This is a genomic window from Flammeovirga sp. OC4 (assembly GCF_000812565.1).
Lineage (GTDB): Bacteria > Bacteroidota > Bacteroidia > Cytophagales > Flammeovirgaceae > Flammeovirga.
Genome location: NZ_JTAM01000007.1, coordinates 23,505 through 40,062, shown reverse-complemented (window position 1 = coordinate 40,062; position 16,558 = coordinate 23,505). Strand labels below are relative to the sequence as shown.

The following is a 16,558-nucleotide window of genomic DNA, read 5'->3' as shown; positions in this document are numbered from 1 at the left end:
TTGTAAGTTAAGAAAAAAGGCTCATTGCAATGAGCATAAGATATATAAGAAAAGAGTAATAGTTAGTTTTTGGGTTATGAAAGAGTTTGGAGATTCTCCAAGCTCTTTTTTTATACCCTCTTCCCTCCTCAATAAAATTGAAAACGTTTAATACATAATCAAAACATAACGTAAACTAAGTTTTCGTTGATATATACAATCTCTTTTATGAAAAAAAAGTAGTGTATGGTGGTTCGTGAGGACGTTGCAATACAACTTCCTTACATCATTCCATTTTAGAAGATTATTATAGAACCTTTATCTTTTGACATTTAATCAGACAATCATTTGGTGGTACCCCCTCGGCCTTGAAGGGAAAAGCGTTCAGAATTCCATGTCTTGAGCCGTTAAAAATGATTTTGTTGCTTGAGCATCTCAAAGCGATGAAGTTTTGATCGGGTTATCCTTTCAATAGGCGAGAGAAATGGAATTTAGCTTTTGACTTCTAAGCCTTGAATTTATTGCTTCTTTTTATTTCAAGACAAACCTTAACGAAAAGGAAAGAAGCTTGAAAGTAGATCCTATAATTTCTTGTAGAAAGGTCGATTGAAAGTTGACAATAATTTAGTTTATAATGCAATAAATATATTGGATTAAAAAAAAGTTCAAGCATTAAAACTTATTCACTTAAAGTGCTAAACATCAACAATATAATATGCGTTTATTTGTATGTAAGTTAGAAAAAGCAATCACTATTAAAGTGATTTAAAGATATATAAGAAAAGAGTAATAGTTAGTTTTTGGGTTATGAAAAGAGTTTGGGGTTTCCTCGAACTCTTTTTTTATATAAATCTTTTTATGCAACCTTAATAGCCTTACTATCAAACCTTCTACTTTCCCATGTAAAATATTTTACATTTTGTTACAGCAATATAACAAAACAATGAATAAATATTCATTTTTTAATAAATCTTAGAAATAGTATTTATATTTAATTTTATAGTTAATAGGAAAATTTATTTTATTAATTTGCGATAAATAAGATATAATGAAGATTTCTTAAATATGAAATCATTTTTAAACTATCATTTGTAACCACCACTATGTCAGCTGAACAAGCAATAACAGAATATCGTCCATTATTGTATGCCGTAGCCTATAGGATACTTGGAGTAGCCAGCGATGCTGAGGATATGGTGCAAGACACTTTTATCAAAATTCTTAAGGTTGATCTATCAAAGATTGCTGACATTAAGAATTATCTAATCAAGACTATCACTAATACGTGTTTAAATCATCTTGAAGCATTAAAAAGAAAAAAAGAACACCTAGTTGATAATTGGGCCAATATTACCCATAATTTTCATTTTGATCCCATCGAGAATTGGTCATCAGACAAAGCCACTGAAATTTCTGAAGGTTTAAAAAATATGATGAAAAAATTAAACGATGCTGAATTAGGAGTATACTTAATGAAGGAAGCGTTTAATTTGAACTACAATGAGATTACAGAAATCGCAAGAAAAAAAGCAGATCATTGTAGACAACTTTTCCATAGGTCAAAACAGAAATTAGAGGAAGGAAAAGATAAATTTAATGTTGATCCAGAAAGACATTTTCAGATTTACAAAAAGTTCCAACAAGCCAATAAAGACGGTGAAGTGAGAAATCTTGTTGATTTTATTTTTGGAAATAAGAAAAAGTAATAAAAGTTGAAAAAAATATAGTTAATAAGTTTTACTGAGTCAAATGAATTAACAACTTGTTAAAGACCAAACATTAAAAGTATTTTTTTCAAGACAACAAAAGCATTGCATTCATAATAAGGGGATTACAGAATAATACATCTGTAATCCCTTTATTTTTTAAGATAAACTACTGAAATAAAGGTTTTTAGTACACTTAAATTTTGTAGCTATTTGGGTAAAATTGCCAACAAATAATGATATTTATCATTCCACAAGACAAACTATGTAAGTACGTTTGCAATGTAGTTAGTGACACGGCAATTAAAGTTAGTCAGAGTCATAAACTCTCAACTTTTGAAGAATTATTTATTCAATTTTAATATTTAAATAAAATTATGGCAATTAAAGTAGGTATCAACGGTTTCGGCCGTATCGGACGTTTCGTATTTCGTGCTTCAGTAGAAAGAGAAGATATCGAGGTAGTAGGAATTAATGACCTTATCGACGTTGAGTACATGGCTTATATGTTAAAGTATGATTCAACTCACGGACGTTTTAACGGTACTGTTGAAATTGTTGACGGTAACTTAGTTGTTAACGGTAAAACTGTACGTGTAACTGCTGAAAGAAACCCTGAAGATTTGAAGTGGGACGCAGTAGGTGCTGAAGTAGTTGTTGAATCAACTGGTTTATTCTTAACTGACGAAACTGCACGTAAGCACATCACTGCTGGTGCTAAGAAAGTTGTTATGTCTGCTCCTTCTAAAGACGCAACTCCTATGTTCGTTATGGGTGTGAACAACAAAGAATATGCTGGTCAAGATATCGTATCTAACGCTTCTTGTACTACTAACTGTTTAGCTCCTATCGCTAAAGTTCTTAACGACAAGTGGGGTATCAAAGACGGTTTAATGACTACAGTTCACGCTACAACTGCTACTCAAAAAACTGTTGACGGTCCTTCAATGAAAGACTGGAGAGGTGGCCGTGGTGCTGGTCAAAACATCATCCCTTCTTCTACAGGTGCAGCGAAAGCAGTAGGTAAAGTTATTCCTGAATTAAACGGAAAACTTACTGGTATGGCATTCCGTGTTCCAACTCCAGACGTTTCTGTAGTTGACTTAACTGTAAACTTAGAGAAAGCTGCTACTTACGAAGAAATTTGTGCAGCTATGAAAGAAGCTTCAGAAGGTGAATTAGCAGGTGTTCTTGGTTACACTGAGGATATGGTTGTTTCTAACGACTTCATCGGTGAAGTTCAAACTTCAGTATTTGATGCTAACGCTGGTATCGCTTTAACTGATACTTTCGTGAAAGTTGTTTCATGGTATGACAACGAGATCGGATACTCTAACAAAGTTCTTGACCTTGTAGCTCACATCTACAACGCATAGTTTGTAGAGTAGACACAAGTCTAAATATAAAGGGCAAATCTTCGGATTTGCCCTTTTTTATTATCAAATTTGTAGAGATTTTTTGGATCCAATTTTTCCTACAAATGCAAAAATACCTTTTCTTACTTTTAACCTTTTTTTCTCATTCCATATTAGCCCAAGAATGTGAAAACGAACTTCTCAAAAAAAACTGGAAATATAGAGTAAACCTAAGTACATTTATCAGTCAAAAAGAGGGAATCGATATCAACCCCAACAAAATATACTATGACTTTATGAGGATGCCCATTGGCGTACCTTTCAACTATATTGACTTTATTCAAATCAGAGATTTTCAATACAAAGAAATTGATGGTGATCAACTCCTCTACCCTGCCTACGAGGCTTACTTGGATATGAAACAAGCAGCTTTCCAAAACAATATTCACATCAACATAAGATCATCTTACAGGAATAAGAGAACACAACAAATTGTATTCAATAAATATGGAGAAAGTAGAGCTGAAAGGCCCGGATACTCCGAACACCACCTTTTGACAACAATAGACATAAGATATGCAGGAGAAAACACAAAGCTGTTTCTATGGCTTCTCAACCACGCTTTCGAATATGGATGGGTACCTACCTATTATTTCAGAATAGAAAAAAATATTCGACAAGAGTCCTGGCACTGGAGATTCGTAGGGCAAGAAGCTGCACAATGGTTTAGATGTGCATGGCAAAAAGAAATCAATACTGAGATCAACAGGCTAAGCCATACTTTTGGCAAAATATAGTTAATAATGTAAATATATTTTTTGATAAATATTTATTGTATTACTTTCAGCACTAATTAAACGTACTTATCACAATTCAAAAACGTAAATTATTATGTTTAAAAAACTAGCTTCTGATGTCATGGGATTGAGTGATATTGGTAAAATCATCGATCCTGTTGACTATGACAAAGTAGACTCAGATGACTATATCATGCATGAAGATGGAGAAAAAATCTTTTTCTTGATTAAATCAAAAACAGACGAATACTGTTTCACTAATACAGCTTTGATTCACCTAGATGGTACTTCTGCAATCAATACACGAAGAACCCTTTACAGATACCCTTATAAGAAATATTTCTTCTCAGACGTAAAACTTGAAACAGCTGGAAATATTGACCTAGACGTTGAAATTAAATTTGGACTTGGTGATAAAGCTTTCAGTATCGATGTAGATCGCAAACAAATCGAAAAACTTAAAGATCTTTATAAAAGTCTAATAAAAATCGCTTCTCTTCAGGATAGTGATTTTAACTCGTTTGCTCAATCACAAGAGAGTGTAACATTGGCAATGGAAACTTTAAAAGGTACGCTAGGAAGCAACACGAATGCTGATGAATTTGAGAAATTAAATGATTATATCTTCTCATGGAAAACTAGTAAATACAAGGAATTCCACAGAGATGACTATTCGGAAGTTTTTGATTTATACATCAACAACTAAACCAACGAAAACGGCCAATGATTACTCATTGGCCGTTTTTTATTAAGCTCTATATTAAAGTGCTTTCGTAAAGCATCTTTTTCTCTTATGTTGAATATGATCGTAGTTTTTCCAGTTTTGGATCGCTTTCTGATTTGTCTCGAACATTCCTGTTGTTTCTAAATACTTAATACCATTTTCTTGCATCGTTTTCTGCAATTCACCAACAAGCATCACCCCGCCCCCAAGACGTTGTAATTTTGGGTGAACAGCTGTTAGAAGAAAATCACAAGTATCGTTTTTCTTTAACGCTTGCATGATGTGATACCAACCAAAAGGCCAAATACTTCCATTTGCTTTCTGAAGTGCTTTCGACAATGAAGGCATTCCAATTACAAAACCCATCATTTCATCATCCTCAGACATTAATACTTTTACATATTTAGGGGATAATAACTTCAAGAATTTCTTTTTATAGTATTCTACCATTTCATGATCAAAAGAAATAACACTATAAAGATCCTTAAAAGATTCACCTAATAAATTAAAAATATCATCAGCGTAGCTCACTAATTCATCAGAACTATTGAAAGAAATAATTTTGGTCTTCGTTCTTCTCATCAAAAGAGCAGCACCTTTTTTACCTTTTTCAATAACTTCCTCATCAAGGGTTAATCTAAATTCGATCCAGTCGACTAATTTATCATAACCTAATGCCTCTAAATGCTCTTTATAATAAGGTAAGTGATATTCTGAAGCTACCGAAGGTAAATGCTCGTGCCCTTCAATCATCATCCCTTGATGATCAAGGTTCGTAAAACCCAAAGGTCCAACAATACCTGTCATCCCTTTATCTTTACCCCACTTTTCAGCTGTTTCTAATAATTTTTGAACAACTTCTCTATCGTTGATAAACTCTAATCTCGTGAAACGAACATTAGACTCATCTGCTTTTTCATTATATTTTGAATTAATGATCGCACCTATCCTACCTACACACTTACCATCCTTATAGGCTAACCAATATTGAGTGTCACAAAACTTTTCAAACGGATTGTTTTCGTCAAAAATGGAAAGTTCATCTTTTTTGATTGGCGGTACCCAAAATTCACTTCCTTTGTAAAGCTCAAATTGAATATCTACAAATTTCTTTTGATCTTTTCTAGTTACTACTTCACGTATCTCAATACTCATGATCTATATTTATTCCTATCGTTCGTTTTGTTGATTCATTTTTAGACGTGCAATATAAAAACCATTTTATTGAATCGGTTAAAAATATGATAGAAAAGTTATTTTCTTGGAAAAAATTAAGGTTAAAATTTACAAATAGAGAACACCTTAAAGAAGAAATAAAAAGGTCACACTCCCTAAGTGGAAATGTGACCTTTTTGTGGTGAATGAAGATTTCAATTATTGAACCATCATATCAGAAATAATCAATGTTACTTCTTTCAAATACTCATCTTTTTTGATGATCTCTTCCCACTTCTCAGCAGATTTAGCGATCACTGAATCAGGTTTTGAAGTTGGGTAATGATCTTTCATCACTGTCACTTCAAACTCATCATGAGTAGTTGTTGCTTCTCTTAATTTCTTCGATTCCTCATCTAATCTCTTTTGCTCAATTTTAAACTCTTCAAGATTCAATGTATAATATTTCTTTTCATCTTGTTTCTTCAAACGCAATGCATTTTCTTCCACCATTTTAAATACATCGTTGTTTGCAACTCTTTGCTCCGATTTTGCTTTTAAATCAGCAATTGGAAGTTGTTGAGGCCACATTGAGTATTTAGAAGGCTCCACCTCATCCCAAGGCAACACATAAGGAAGATCTTCCTCACCTACCTCTAAGTATGCATAAGTATCAGGTAGTTTAATATCAGGTGCTACGCCTCTTACTTGAGTCGCCCCACCATTGATTCTATAGAATTTTTGAATTGTCAGTTTCAATGAACCTAATGGCTTGTATTCATTCAATCGAGACATTCTATCTAAATCAATAAAGCGTTGTACTGTTCCTTTACCAAAAGAGTTAGAACCTACAATTACTGCTCTTCCGTGATCTTGTAAAGCCGCAGAAACGATTTCTGAAGCTGAGGCAGACATTCTATTGATCATTACTACCAATGGACCATCGTACTCAATATTATTTGTTTCAGGTTTTAAAGTTTTAGAACCAGAGATTTTACTCTTCACTTGTACCACTGGGCTTCTGCCTACAAAATGACCCACCATTTCAACAGCATCACCAAGTGATCCACCTCCATTATTTCTTAAGTCAAGAACAATACCGTCAACATTTTGAGCTTTTAGTTTTTTGATTTCTTGGTAAACATCTTTTCCACTTGATCTACCGTTTCGGTCTTGGAAGTCTACATAGAAACTTGGTAAATGAATCAGACCAATTTTCTTACCTGATTGCTTATCTTCAATAACCGCTGATTTAGCATAAGATTCTTCAATCACTACAACATCTCTGATAATTGGAATAACCACAATTCTACCATCAGTTTTTCTTACCGTCAAACGAACTTCTGTACCTTTTGGCCCTTTGATTAACTTAATGGCATTTTTTAATGACATACCAGAAATATCTACGGGATCTTCTTCACCTTGAGCTACTTTAAGGATAAAATCATTTGCTTCTAAATCACCTTGTTTCCATGAAGCACTACCCGTGATGATACTTACCACTTTCACTTCTCCTCCAGTTTGTTGTAATCTTGCACCAATCCCTTCAAAGTGACCTGAGATTTCGGTATCAAACTGTTCTTTTCTTTCTGGTGGAAAATATTCTGTATGTGGACCATAAATAGAGATCATTGAGTTGATATACAAAGCATAATGATCTTCCTCATCTTGCTTTCTCATATAATCAAACACATCTTTATAATTGGTCAATACTTTTTCTCTTACGTCTGCTTCAATCTCTTCATAACTCATAGGAGTGTAATCTTCTCCTTTCTTCTCTGCATCTTCCTTCTTTGATTCTTCAGTTTTCAACTTCGAATTCATTCTTAAAAGAGCCGCATACTTCAATGACTTTCTCCAACGATCGTATCTTTCCTTTTCATTTTTAGGAAAGTTCATCTCGTCTCTATCAAAAAGAATTTCTTCTTTCTTTTTAAAATCAAATGGCTTAGAAAGAATATCAGCAGTAATCTCTTCTACCTCTTGTCTTCTTTGATTAAAAATAGAAACTGAAAGTTCGTATAATTCAGTATTATAATTGTTTTTAATTTCGTCGTCTAATTTATCTTTAGATTTATTGAACTTATTAATATCACTTTTCAGAAAATATCGTTTGTTCGGGTCTAAATTTTTTAAATATTGATCATAAGCCTTTTCACTAAAATCGTCATCTATTTCTACACTGTTATAGTGCATCTGTTTTAAGGCTGTAAATAATAGACTTCTTTTTATTGCGTTTTTATCGCTATCTTCTGGAGCTTCTATCCTTGCTAATAATGAAAACCCAAATAATCCCAACCCTACTAAAAGTACAGGTAAAATGAGTGCTTTTTTTCTGTTTATCATCCTAAATTATTCTCGTTATTTTATTTCTTTAAAATGGGTATAATTTTTCAAACTATAAATCTAATCAACTTGACGTTTATATTTTTTTAAAATTTCTAAAAAACTTTTAGAATCTCTATAACCAACATAAACTTTTTCTTTACCTTTTGGGTGTATAACAATTATTGCGGGGTAACTGTTTACATCATGTGACAAAGCAAATGACTCATTGGTATAATCCTTTCCTTTAAATTGAAATGAACCATCTTTCTCAGGATTGAGTTTTACTGCATGGTAGTTGTCCGATACGTAATCTACTACATCACTATTTTGAAAAGTCTTTTTATCTAAAATCTTACACCAACCACACCAATCAGTGTACACGTCAATAAAAATTGGTTTTCCATCTTTTACTGAAGAAGCTATAGCTTCATCTGCTGACTTCCAACTTATTTCACCCTTGACTTTCAAAGTTTTAAATGAATAACTAAAAACTACAGCGAATCCTATTAAAAGAATAATTGATATCTTGTTCATATTAATTAACGGAGATGATTATGAAATATATGAAGAAATTTTTAATCGACGTTATTTTTTATTTATTTCTTTATACTGTTTTAATTTTAAAGATCTTTTAGAAATCATCTAAAACCTTTAATCTAGTACACAAATTTAACTTATTTGGCAGAGGAGATGACAAATTTTATTAAGTATAAAACATCAATTCTTACAATATTTATGTTCAAGATTTCTACTTTTGCATAATCTCCAATGGAGATAGTATTTAACTATTAATTAGATTCTAAAAAATCTTCAATTTTATTTTAATTTCTCAATCATTTTTTATGATGAAAACCAAAAAAACAAATTTAGTCTTTCTTATTCTGTTCCTTTTTTCAACACTTTCGCTTACAGCACAGGATTCTACTTCTGTCACTCCTCCAAAGAAATGGAAACATGGTTTACAAGTAGGTTTAAACTTTTCAAATGTAGGCCTCGTCAATTGGTCCGGTGGTGGTGAAAGTTCATACTCATTTGGAGGCCTCTTGAATTACAAAGCGATTCGAGAAACTGATAGAGCTATCACTCGTCTTTACACTGATTTGGCTTTTGGCCTCATCAATCAATCCAATAGCAGATTTCCATTTAAGAAAACAGATGACCAACTTAACCTTGGTGCAGATTACAGTTACAAATGGCATGAAAAAGTACTTCTTACCGCTGCAGGTGACTTTAGAACTCAATTTGCAAAGGGATATGAGTATAAAAATGATGCAAATGGTGTAGAACAAGAAATTCAGATTTCAGACTTTCTTGCTCCAGGTTATTTGAACCTCAATGTTGGTATTACTTATACGCCTGTAAAATATGCTTATATCACTTACTCTCCTGTAGCCAATCGTATGACCTTTGTAAGAGATACTGTTTTCTCAGAGAGATATGGTTTAGATGCTGGACAACAACTCAGAGATCAACTTGGTATGAACGTAAAGGTAGGGTTCGATAAGGAAATCGTTAAAAACGTAACCCTAAAATCAATTTACAATATGTTCGCTCAATATGACCGATTAACCGAATGGGTTGTCAACTGGGATTTAACGATTGATATGAAAGTCAACAAATTTATGAATGTGAACTTTACAAGTCAGTTAATCTATGACCCAGATGTAGTTGTAACCAGAAATGATGGAACACAAGGTCAAGACATACAGTTTAAACATGCTTTAAATATTGGCTTAGTCTATCGACTTGGTATCTCTAAGGAATAATTTACTCTTATTATTATATGAAGAAATTATACTTTATAGAAAATTTCATCTTTTGATGATGAATTGAATTTAGCTCTAAATAATACTAAAAAAGGGATATCATCTATAGTGATATCCCTTTTTGGATTATTATTAGTCTCATACAGATATCTTCTTGAATAGGCTACTCATTGTTAGCCTCATTATATTCCGAAACAATATCCTGTTGATCCTTTGGTCCAGTCATCATGAAAGTCAATAATCCTATTGCAAATAATATAGGCATTGAGATAAGAATAATGCCAATGAATAATTCCATAGTAGTAATACGATAGTTCAAGTGTATACCGTAATTATAACACTTAATTTAAAGTAATACAAACAGCTATAAAATTAATCACAATTGGTATAAGTGTAAGTTTCGTTTACTGATGTAATTATACCTGGAGCAAAATTAAACGTCTTACTACCCGTCTTAGGATAATTATTTTCATTTGTAGTATACGTCATATCTTCATCAAAATCATCCGTCTCTACGTATTGAGATCTTTCATATCTTTCTGTTTGGTAGTTATAGATGCTTAATCGATAGAATTGTGCCATACCAGGACTTAGTTTAGATGCATCACCGAAAAACATACCATCATTTTCAAATGATGTTTCAAATAGTGAAATAATAAAGAAGATTAGTCCTTGATATGGATTCTTCATTGTACTATTATATTGAAAATCATTAATGAGCTCCTTTGTTCCATTGGCTGCAGTTAAGCTAAATTCAACGATATTACCTTGTTCATCATATATCATTTCATAGTGTGAGATGGTAGAAATTTCCCCACCTTGATCTTCCTTGTTATACACATATTTTAATCGGTTTTGATCGTCATACTCCATTACAAATTCAATTTGTCCTCCTGAACTTGCCTCAGCAAACAAGATATATGGTCTCCCATCGACATTTCTAATTCCCAATAGTTCTTGACCATTATTCTGCACTGAAACAAGTTCAGTTCCAGAATACTCAAAATCATACACTATAAAACCAGATTGCTCTTGACGTTGACCTGTAGTATCGATGAAACTGTAATTCACATCATCACGGTAAGTTTTTAGCAATTCACTCTCATAAGTATAGGTTTCAGTGTTCTCATATCTCAGAAAGTTTACATTAGCACTGTCAATTGACTCCACATAAGTATAAGAAGCTAATTTACAATCAGCAGCTACTGGTAGAGTGTTATAAATGGGTCCGCTACTTTCCTCATCAGAACATGAGAATAATGCTATAAATGGGACTAATAGGAATAAGGTTCTTAATTTAATCATAGTAGCATTAAGTTTAAACATTAGTTAAAATTTATGATAACTAATATTAACGATTTTAAAATTAAATTGTAAATATATGTTACTAAAAAAGTTCCAAAACCGATTATTTTCACAAAAGACCCTTTAAAAAGTACTATTTACATTTGTACTTGACCAAGATACGTTAAATATAAGCCGTTATAACTTTTTGTTATTTAATTATAATTTTTAATAATAACACACCCTTTTTACCATAGTTTTTCGCCTTTGAAATCCCTTAGCTATTGTTTTTTGTAAATACAAGATGCAAATTTGTAAAACATATCATCACTAAGAATGTTGATATGATTGAAATAGTAAACAAACAAAGATGTCAAATCAGCTTTGATGTTAGCGAACCACTAACCGATTGACTCTTTTTTAAAATAGAAAAACAATATGGCGATTATTATCACAGACGAGTGCATCAACTGTGGGGCGTGCGAACCAGAATGTCCAAATACAGCAATTTATGAAGGTGGTGTAAATTGGTCATGGGGCGAGGGAACTTCCCTTACTTCTGTTGAGATGGAAGACGGATCAGCAATTGACGGTGAAGAAGAGCAAGAACCTGTATCGGATGAGTTTTACTACATCGTTCCTGACAAATGTACAGAATGTATCGGTTTCCATGAGGAACCACAATGTGCAGCGGTTTGTCCTGTAGACTGTTGTGTTGACGATCCAGACTACAGAGAATCTGAAGACGAATTATTAGCCAAAAAAGAATGGCTTCATGACGAATAAGAATTTCACTTTTTCTTAATCGTTACAATAAATTAAGGGTTTCATAAATTCAGATATGAAACCCTTTTTTTAATATCTTATCTTTCTAACTGCTCTTCGTCAAACCAGCTGCTGTACATTACATAATTGTTGGCTGTTCTTTCAAAAACTGCTTTCAGTTTATCATCCAATGGTTTGATTTTCTTCGCCGGAATACCTGCATAAAGGTAACCTGATTCCAATCGTGCATTTTGTAATACTACTGCACCTGCTGCAATAAGCACATTTTCCTCTACTACTGCATCGTCCATTACAATCGCTCCCATTCCTACTAATACATTGTCATGGATAGTACAACCGTGTACTAAAGCATTATGACCAATAGAGACATTATTGCCTAAAGTTGTTGCTGAAGTTTGATAGGTAGCGTGGATTACTGCTCCATCTTGGATATTACATTTATCTCCAATAGTGATTTTATTTACATCACCTCTTACAACAGCACTAAACCATACACTGCACTCCTCACCCATTATTACTTCACCAACTACGGTTGAATTGTCTGCTAGAAAACAGCTCTCAGGAATTACTGGAGCTACACCTTTTACTTTTTTTATTAATGCCATACTTTTTTCTTTTTTAGTACTTAAAGGTAATAAGTCTGCTTAATGAAGAACAATGTTTAAAGTCACTCATCACAATAGACATATATTCTTAGCATTATTTAATAATAATTACTATTTCAATCGAAAAAGGCTTTGTTTTGGGGAGCGAATCAATACGATAATTATTCTTACAATATTTTTTTCAAAAAGAAAGCTCAATGTTGTGAAGTATTTAGTTTTTGTTGGAGTATTTTTTTGTTAATTTCGCACATTAAATTAATGACAAAAATTTAGACTAGTCAGACATTAAACATGGCAAGAATTCTAACAGGAGTACAAAGCTCTGGAAGACAACATTTAGGAAATGTTTTAGGTGCAATCCAACCTGCAATTGAACTTTCACAGTCAGACGATAACGAGGCGTTCCTTTTTATTGCTGATTTGCACTCGATGACAACCATCAAAGATGCAGAAGAAAGAAAAAATAACGTGTATGCTACTGCAGCTGCATGGCTGGCTTTGGGTTATGACACTAAAAAGAATGTTTTCTATAGACAATCGAAGATTCCTCAGGTTTGTGAGTTAACGTGGTACTTAAGCTGCTTAACACCTTTCCCGATGTTAGCTAATGCGCATTCATTTAAGGATAAATCTGACAAGTTATCAGATGTCAATGCAGGACTTTTCACTTACCCTGTATTAATGGCGTCTGACATCGTGTTGTATGATGCTGAAAAAGTACCTGTAGGTAAAGATCAGAAGCAACATATTGAGATTACAAGAGACATCTGTTCTGCTTTCAACCGTCAATACGGTGAAACTTTCGTAATGCCGGAAGCTGTAATCGACGAAGAGATTATGACAATACCTGGTACTGATGGTAGTAAAATGAGTAAGTCATACGGAAACGTAATTGATATTTTCTTACCAAAAGGACAGTTGAAAAAGCAAGTGATGAAAATCCAAACAGATTCATTACCATTAGAAGATCCAAAGGATCCTGATACTTGTAATGTATTTGCTTTGTATAAATTGATTGCTTCTGAAGAGCAAATTGAAGAGATGAGAAATAACTATACAGGTGGTAACTATGGCTATGGTCATGCAAAAACTGCCTTATTGAACCTTATCTTGGAAAAATACGCTGAAGCAAGAGAGAAGTTTGACTACTACATGTCAAACCTTGATGAGTTGGAAAAAGAACTTAGCATTGGAGAAGAAAAAGCAAAAGCAATTGCTTTGAAGAAGCTGGAGGAAGTTCGTCAAAAAGTTGGTTTCTAAAAATAGAAGAAAAAGATAATGAAATTTATTGCATCCACATCTACAATTCTGAAGCAAATTCAGATGTTGAATGGTGTTATCCCAAATAACCCATCTATGCCTATCCTTGAGAATTTCTTGTTTGAAATTCAAGGTGGTTTATTGAGAATTACTGCATCGGATATGCAGACTACAATTATTTCTGAAGTAAATGTTGAGGCCAACTCTGATGGTAATGTTGCGATCCCAGCTAAAATGTTGACGGATACATTAAAGAACTTACCAGAGCAACCAGTTACATTTACAATTGATTTTGAAACGTATACTATCGAAATCAGTTCAGATAATGGTCGTTATAAGTTAGCAGGTGAAAACGCAGAGGACTACCCTACTAATCCTGATCTTCAAATGTCAAACACTTTGTCAATGACAAGTGAAGCATTGGCAGATGCGATTGGGTACACTTTATTTGCGACTAGTAATGATGACATGAAGCCTAACATGAACGGTGTATTCTTCAACTTAACGGAAGAGCACTCTGATTTTGTGGCGACAGATTCTCATAGATTAGTAAGATACAGAAGAAACGATATTCAAGTAAATGGTGTGATGTCTCCTATTATTATGGGTAAAAAGGCATTAACTCAATTGAAAAATATTCTTCCTTCAGAATCTTTAGATATTACTTTAGAGTTCAATGAGCAATACGCAGTGTTTACTTTTGGTAGCATGAAGTTGATTGCCCGTTTAATTGATGAGCGTTTCCCTGATTATGAGAACGTAATTCCATTAAACAACTCTAACCATATCACTTTAGATCGTCAAGCGTTATTGGGTTGCTTGAAGCGTATCGTTATTTATGCAAACAAAACAACGAACCAAGTACGTTTTAAGATCCAAGACAATGAGTTATTCGTTTCTGCTGAAGATTTAGATTTCTCTAATGAAGCAAAAGAGCGTTTATTCTGTGAGCACGATGGTGAAGATTTAGAAATTGGTTTTAATGCTAAATTCTTAATTGAAATCTTAAACAACATCGCTTCAGATCGTATTACTTTACAATTATCTGAGCCGGGTATGGCTGGATTGATTGTTCCTGAAGATCAAGATGAGAACGAAAATATTCTAATGCTTGTGATGCCAATCATGCTTCACAATTTTTCTTACTAGTTGTAAGAAAGTATTAAACACAAAAAATCCTCTTCCCGTAATGGAAAGAGGATTTTTTTATATCTAAGTAAAAAATTAATGCTTCTCGTAAACGATTTCTGGTTCCTTGATCTCCACAATGTTTTGATCATTGACCTGCACTAATTCTACTTGTTTTAATTCATTGACTAAAGCTGGATCATATTTCGCCTCTACTCTCACATAGTTTTCAGTGAAGCCAAACATTTTTCCTTCTTCAATATCATGCTCGAATAAAACTGTACGTTGCGTACCGATTTGAGATTCGTAGAATGCTCTTTTCTTCTTGTCTGACAAGATTCTCAACATCTTCGAACGTTTTGCTCTTTCAGCTTTAGGAACGACACCATCCATATGTACTGCATCTGTATTTGGTCTTTCAGAATACGTAAATACATGAAGGTAAGCCACGTCCAATTCATTCAAGAAGTTATAAGTATCCAAGAAATCTTCTTCCGTTTCACCAGGGAAACCAATGATCACATCCACACCGATACAAGCATCAGGCATTTGAGATTTGATTTCAGTGATACGTGATTTATATAAATCCGTTCTGTAACGACGTCTCATCAATTCCAACATCTTATCAGAACCCGATTGTAATGGAATATGGAAGTGAGGCACAAACTTGTCTGACTGACCACAGAATTCAATGATCTCTTCATCCAATAAGTTTGGTTCAATAGATGAAATTCTAAATCTTTCAATTCCCTCTACTTTATCCAACTCCTTTAAAAGATCAATCAATCTTTCCTGACGTCTTCCATCAATGATACCAAAATCACCAATATTCACACCTGTCAATACTACTTCTTTCGTATCAGTTGCAGCAATTTCCTCTGCATTTTTGATAATATCAGCAATAGTAGCACTTCTTGATTTACCTCTTGCTAATGGTATCGTACAGAAAGAACATTTATAATTACAACCGTCTTGAACCTTTAAGAAGGTTCTTGTACGATCATTCATTGAATAACCGGAAACAAACTCTTTTGTTTCTTTGATTTCTGTTGCTAAAACTTTTGGAGCCTCATCTTTCACAAAACCATCCAAAAGCTCTAATAATCTGAATTTTTCAGCAGCACCCAATACGGCATCGACTCCTTCTAATTCAGAAATTTCTTTAGGTTTTAATTGTGCATAGCAGCCAATGATTGCCACATAAGAGTTGGGAGCAATCTTTTTTGCCTCACGCACAATCTTCTGACACTTCTTATCTGCATTATCAGTAACAGAACAAGTGTTTATAATATATATATCGGGTGTATCCGAAAATTCAACTTTCTTGTAGCCTTTTTCCTCAAACTGACGACCTATAGTAGATGTCTCCGAGAAGTTCAGCTTGCAACCAAGCGTGTAAAACGCAACTTTTCTCATACTAACAGACTGTTAATCACCTATAAACAACTCACTTGAGTTACTTTAGATAAATTTTGGCTTGTACTTATTTTTTTAAAGGTTACAAAAGTACGGAGAATGTTACTGATTTGGAAATTAATAGACGAACGTATGTTAATTCAAATTAAAATAATTCAATGTCAAATATTTAATACTAAATATGACAGAAATTAGGGAGAGTGTTAATAATAATTTTCAGACTTTATTAAATTTGGAAACTTTATGCCTTGCAAAGTGTGTTTACAAGC

The 16,558-nt window shown here is 33.2% G+C and carries 15 protein-coding genes; 8 read left to right on the top strand and 7 right to left on the bottom strand.

Going from position 1 to position 16,558, the window contains the following annotated elements:
* The first annotated feature begins 1,082 nt into the window (after positions 1-1,082).
* The 4 genes from PL77_RS07580 to PL77_RS07565 all read left to right on the top strand — a co-directional run bounded on the left by PL77_RS07580 (position 1,083) and on the right by PL77_RS07565 (position 4,543).
* On the top strand, positions 1,083-1,685 hold the full coding sequence (locus tag PL77_RS07580; RefSeq protein WP_044203446.1) for a sigma-70 family RNA polymerase sigma factor: 603 nt from the start codon (positions 1,083-1,085) through the stop codon (positions 1,683-1,685).
* A 374-nt stretch (positions 1,686-2,059) separates the two neighbouring features.
* Positions 2,060-3,061, top strand: coding sequence for a type I glyceraldehyde-3-phosphate dehydrogenase (gap, locus tag PL77_RS07575; protein ID WP_216595892.1), 1,002 nt, complete (start codon positions 2,060-2,062; stop codon positions 3,059-3,061).
* A 104-nt stretch (positions 3,062-3,165) separates the two neighbouring features.
* Positions 3,166-3,837 carry a D-alanyl-D-alanine carboxypeptidase family protein gene (locus tag PL77_RS07570; protein WP_044203442.1) on the top strand — a complete coding sequence of 224 codons (672 nt, stop codon included), beginning with the start codon at positions 3,166-3,168 and terminating at the stop codon, positions 3,835-3,837.
* A gap of 94 nt (positions 3,838-3,931) precedes the next feature.
* Positions 3,932-4,543 carry a PH domain-containing protein gene (locus PL77_RS07565; protein WP_044203440.1) on the top strand — a complete coding sequence of 204 codons (612 nt, stop codon included), beginning with the start codon at positions 3,932-3,934 and terminating at the stop codon, positions 4,541-4,543.
* A gap of 54 nt (positions 4,544-4,597) precedes the next feature.
* On the opposite strand, the gene PL77_RS07560 is transcribed toward PL77_RS07565, so the two are convergent.
* From PL77_RS07560 to PL77_RS07550, 3 genes are all read right to left on the bottom strand, one after another.
* Positions 4,598-5,716: a GNAT family N-acetyltransferase gene (locus tag PL77_RS07560; protein ID WP_044203438.1), complete on the bottom strand. Its 1,119-nt coding sequence runs from the start codon at positions 5,714-5,716 to the stop codon at positions 4,598-4,600.
* Between the two features lie 219 nt (positions 5,717-5,935).
* Positions 5,936-8,062 carry a carboxy terminal-processing peptidase gene (locus PL77_RS07555; RefSeq protein WP_052444247.1) on the bottom strand — a complete coding sequence of 709 codons (2,127 nt, stop codon included), beginning with the start codon at positions 8,060-8,062 and terminating at the stop codon, positions 5,936-5,938.
* A gap of 60 nt (positions 8,063-8,122) precedes the next feature.
* Complete coding sequence (locus tag PL77_RS07550; RefSeq protein ID WP_052444246.1) at positions 8,123-8,578, bottom strand: thioredoxin family protein; 456 nt, start codon at positions 8,576-8,578, stop codon at positions 8,123-8,125.
* A gap of 308 nt (positions 8,579-8,886) precedes the next feature.
* Between PL77_RS07550 and PL77_RS07545 the strand changes: the two genes are divergently transcribed.
* Positions 8,887-9,810, top strand: a complete 924-nt coding sequence (locus PL77_RS07545) for a DUF3078 domain-containing protein (RefSeq protein WP_044203436.1) — start codon at positions 8,887-8,889, stop codon at positions 9,808-9,810.
* A 163-nt stretch (positions 9,811-9,973) separates the two neighbouring features.
* Here the strand turns inward: PL77_RS07545 and PL77_RS32455 are convergent, their stop codons facing one another.
* Positions 9,974-10,108: a hypothetical protein gene (locus PL77_RS32455; protein WP_255516167.1), complete on the bottom strand. Its 135-nt coding sequence runs from the start codon at positions 10,106-10,108 to the stop codon at positions 9,974-9,976.
* 74 nt (positions 10,109-10,182) lie between these two features.
* The gene (locus PL77_RS07540; RefSeq protein WP_156152286.1) at positions 10,183-11,115 is read right to left on the bottom strand and encodes a hypothetical protein; all 933 of its coding nucleotides are present in this window, start codon (positions 11,113-11,115) and stop codon (positions 10,183-10,185) included.
* Positions 11,116-11,532: 417 nt separating this feature from the next.
* Between PL77_RS07540 and PL77_RS07535 the strand changes: the two genes are divergently transcribed.
* Complete coding sequence (locus tag PL77_RS07535; RefSeq protein WP_044203433.1) at positions 11,533-11,880, top strand: 4Fe-4S dicluster domain-containing protein; 348 nt, start codon at positions 11,533-11,535, stop codon at positions 11,878-11,880.
* A gap of 77 nt (positions 11,881-11,957) precedes the next feature.
* Here the strand turns inward: PL77_RS07535 and PL77_RS07530 are convergent, their stop codons facing one another.
* The gene (locus PL77_RS07530) at positions 11,958-12,485 is read right to left on the bottom strand and encodes a gamma carbonic anhydrase family protein (protein WP_044203431.1); all 528 of its coding nucleotides are present in this window, start codon (positions 12,483-12,485) and stop codon (positions 11,958-11,960) included.
* Between the two features lie 291 nt (positions 12,486-12,776).
* Between PL77_RS07530 and trpS the strand changes: the two genes are divergently transcribed.
* The gene (gene trpS, locus PL77_RS07525; RefSeq protein WP_044203429.1) at positions 12,777-13,745 is read left to right on the top strand and encodes a tryptophan--tRNA ligase; all 969 of its coding nucleotides are present in this window, start codon (positions 12,777-12,779) and stop codon (positions 13,743-13,745) included.
* Between the two features lie 18 nt (positions 13,746-13,763).
* The gene (dnaN, locus tag PL77_RS07520) at positions 13,764-14,894 is read left to right on the top strand and encodes a DNA polymerase III subunit beta (protein ID WP_044203427.1); all 1,131 of its coding nucleotides are present in this window, start codon (positions 13,764-13,766) and stop codon (positions 14,892-14,894) included.
* A gap of 75 nt (positions 14,895-14,969) precedes the next feature.
* Here dnaN and mtaB read toward each other — a convergent pair whose 3' ends face one another.
* Positions 14,970-16,289 (bottom strand): tRNA (N(6)-L-threonylcarbamoyladenosine(37)-C(2))-methylthiotransferase MtaB, encoded by a 1,320-nt coding sequence (gene mtaB, locus PL77_RS07515; protein WP_044203425.1) that lies wholly within the window; start codon positions 16,287-16,289, stop codon positions 14,970-14,972.
* Between the last annotated feature and the right edge of the window lie 269 nt (positions 16,290-16,558).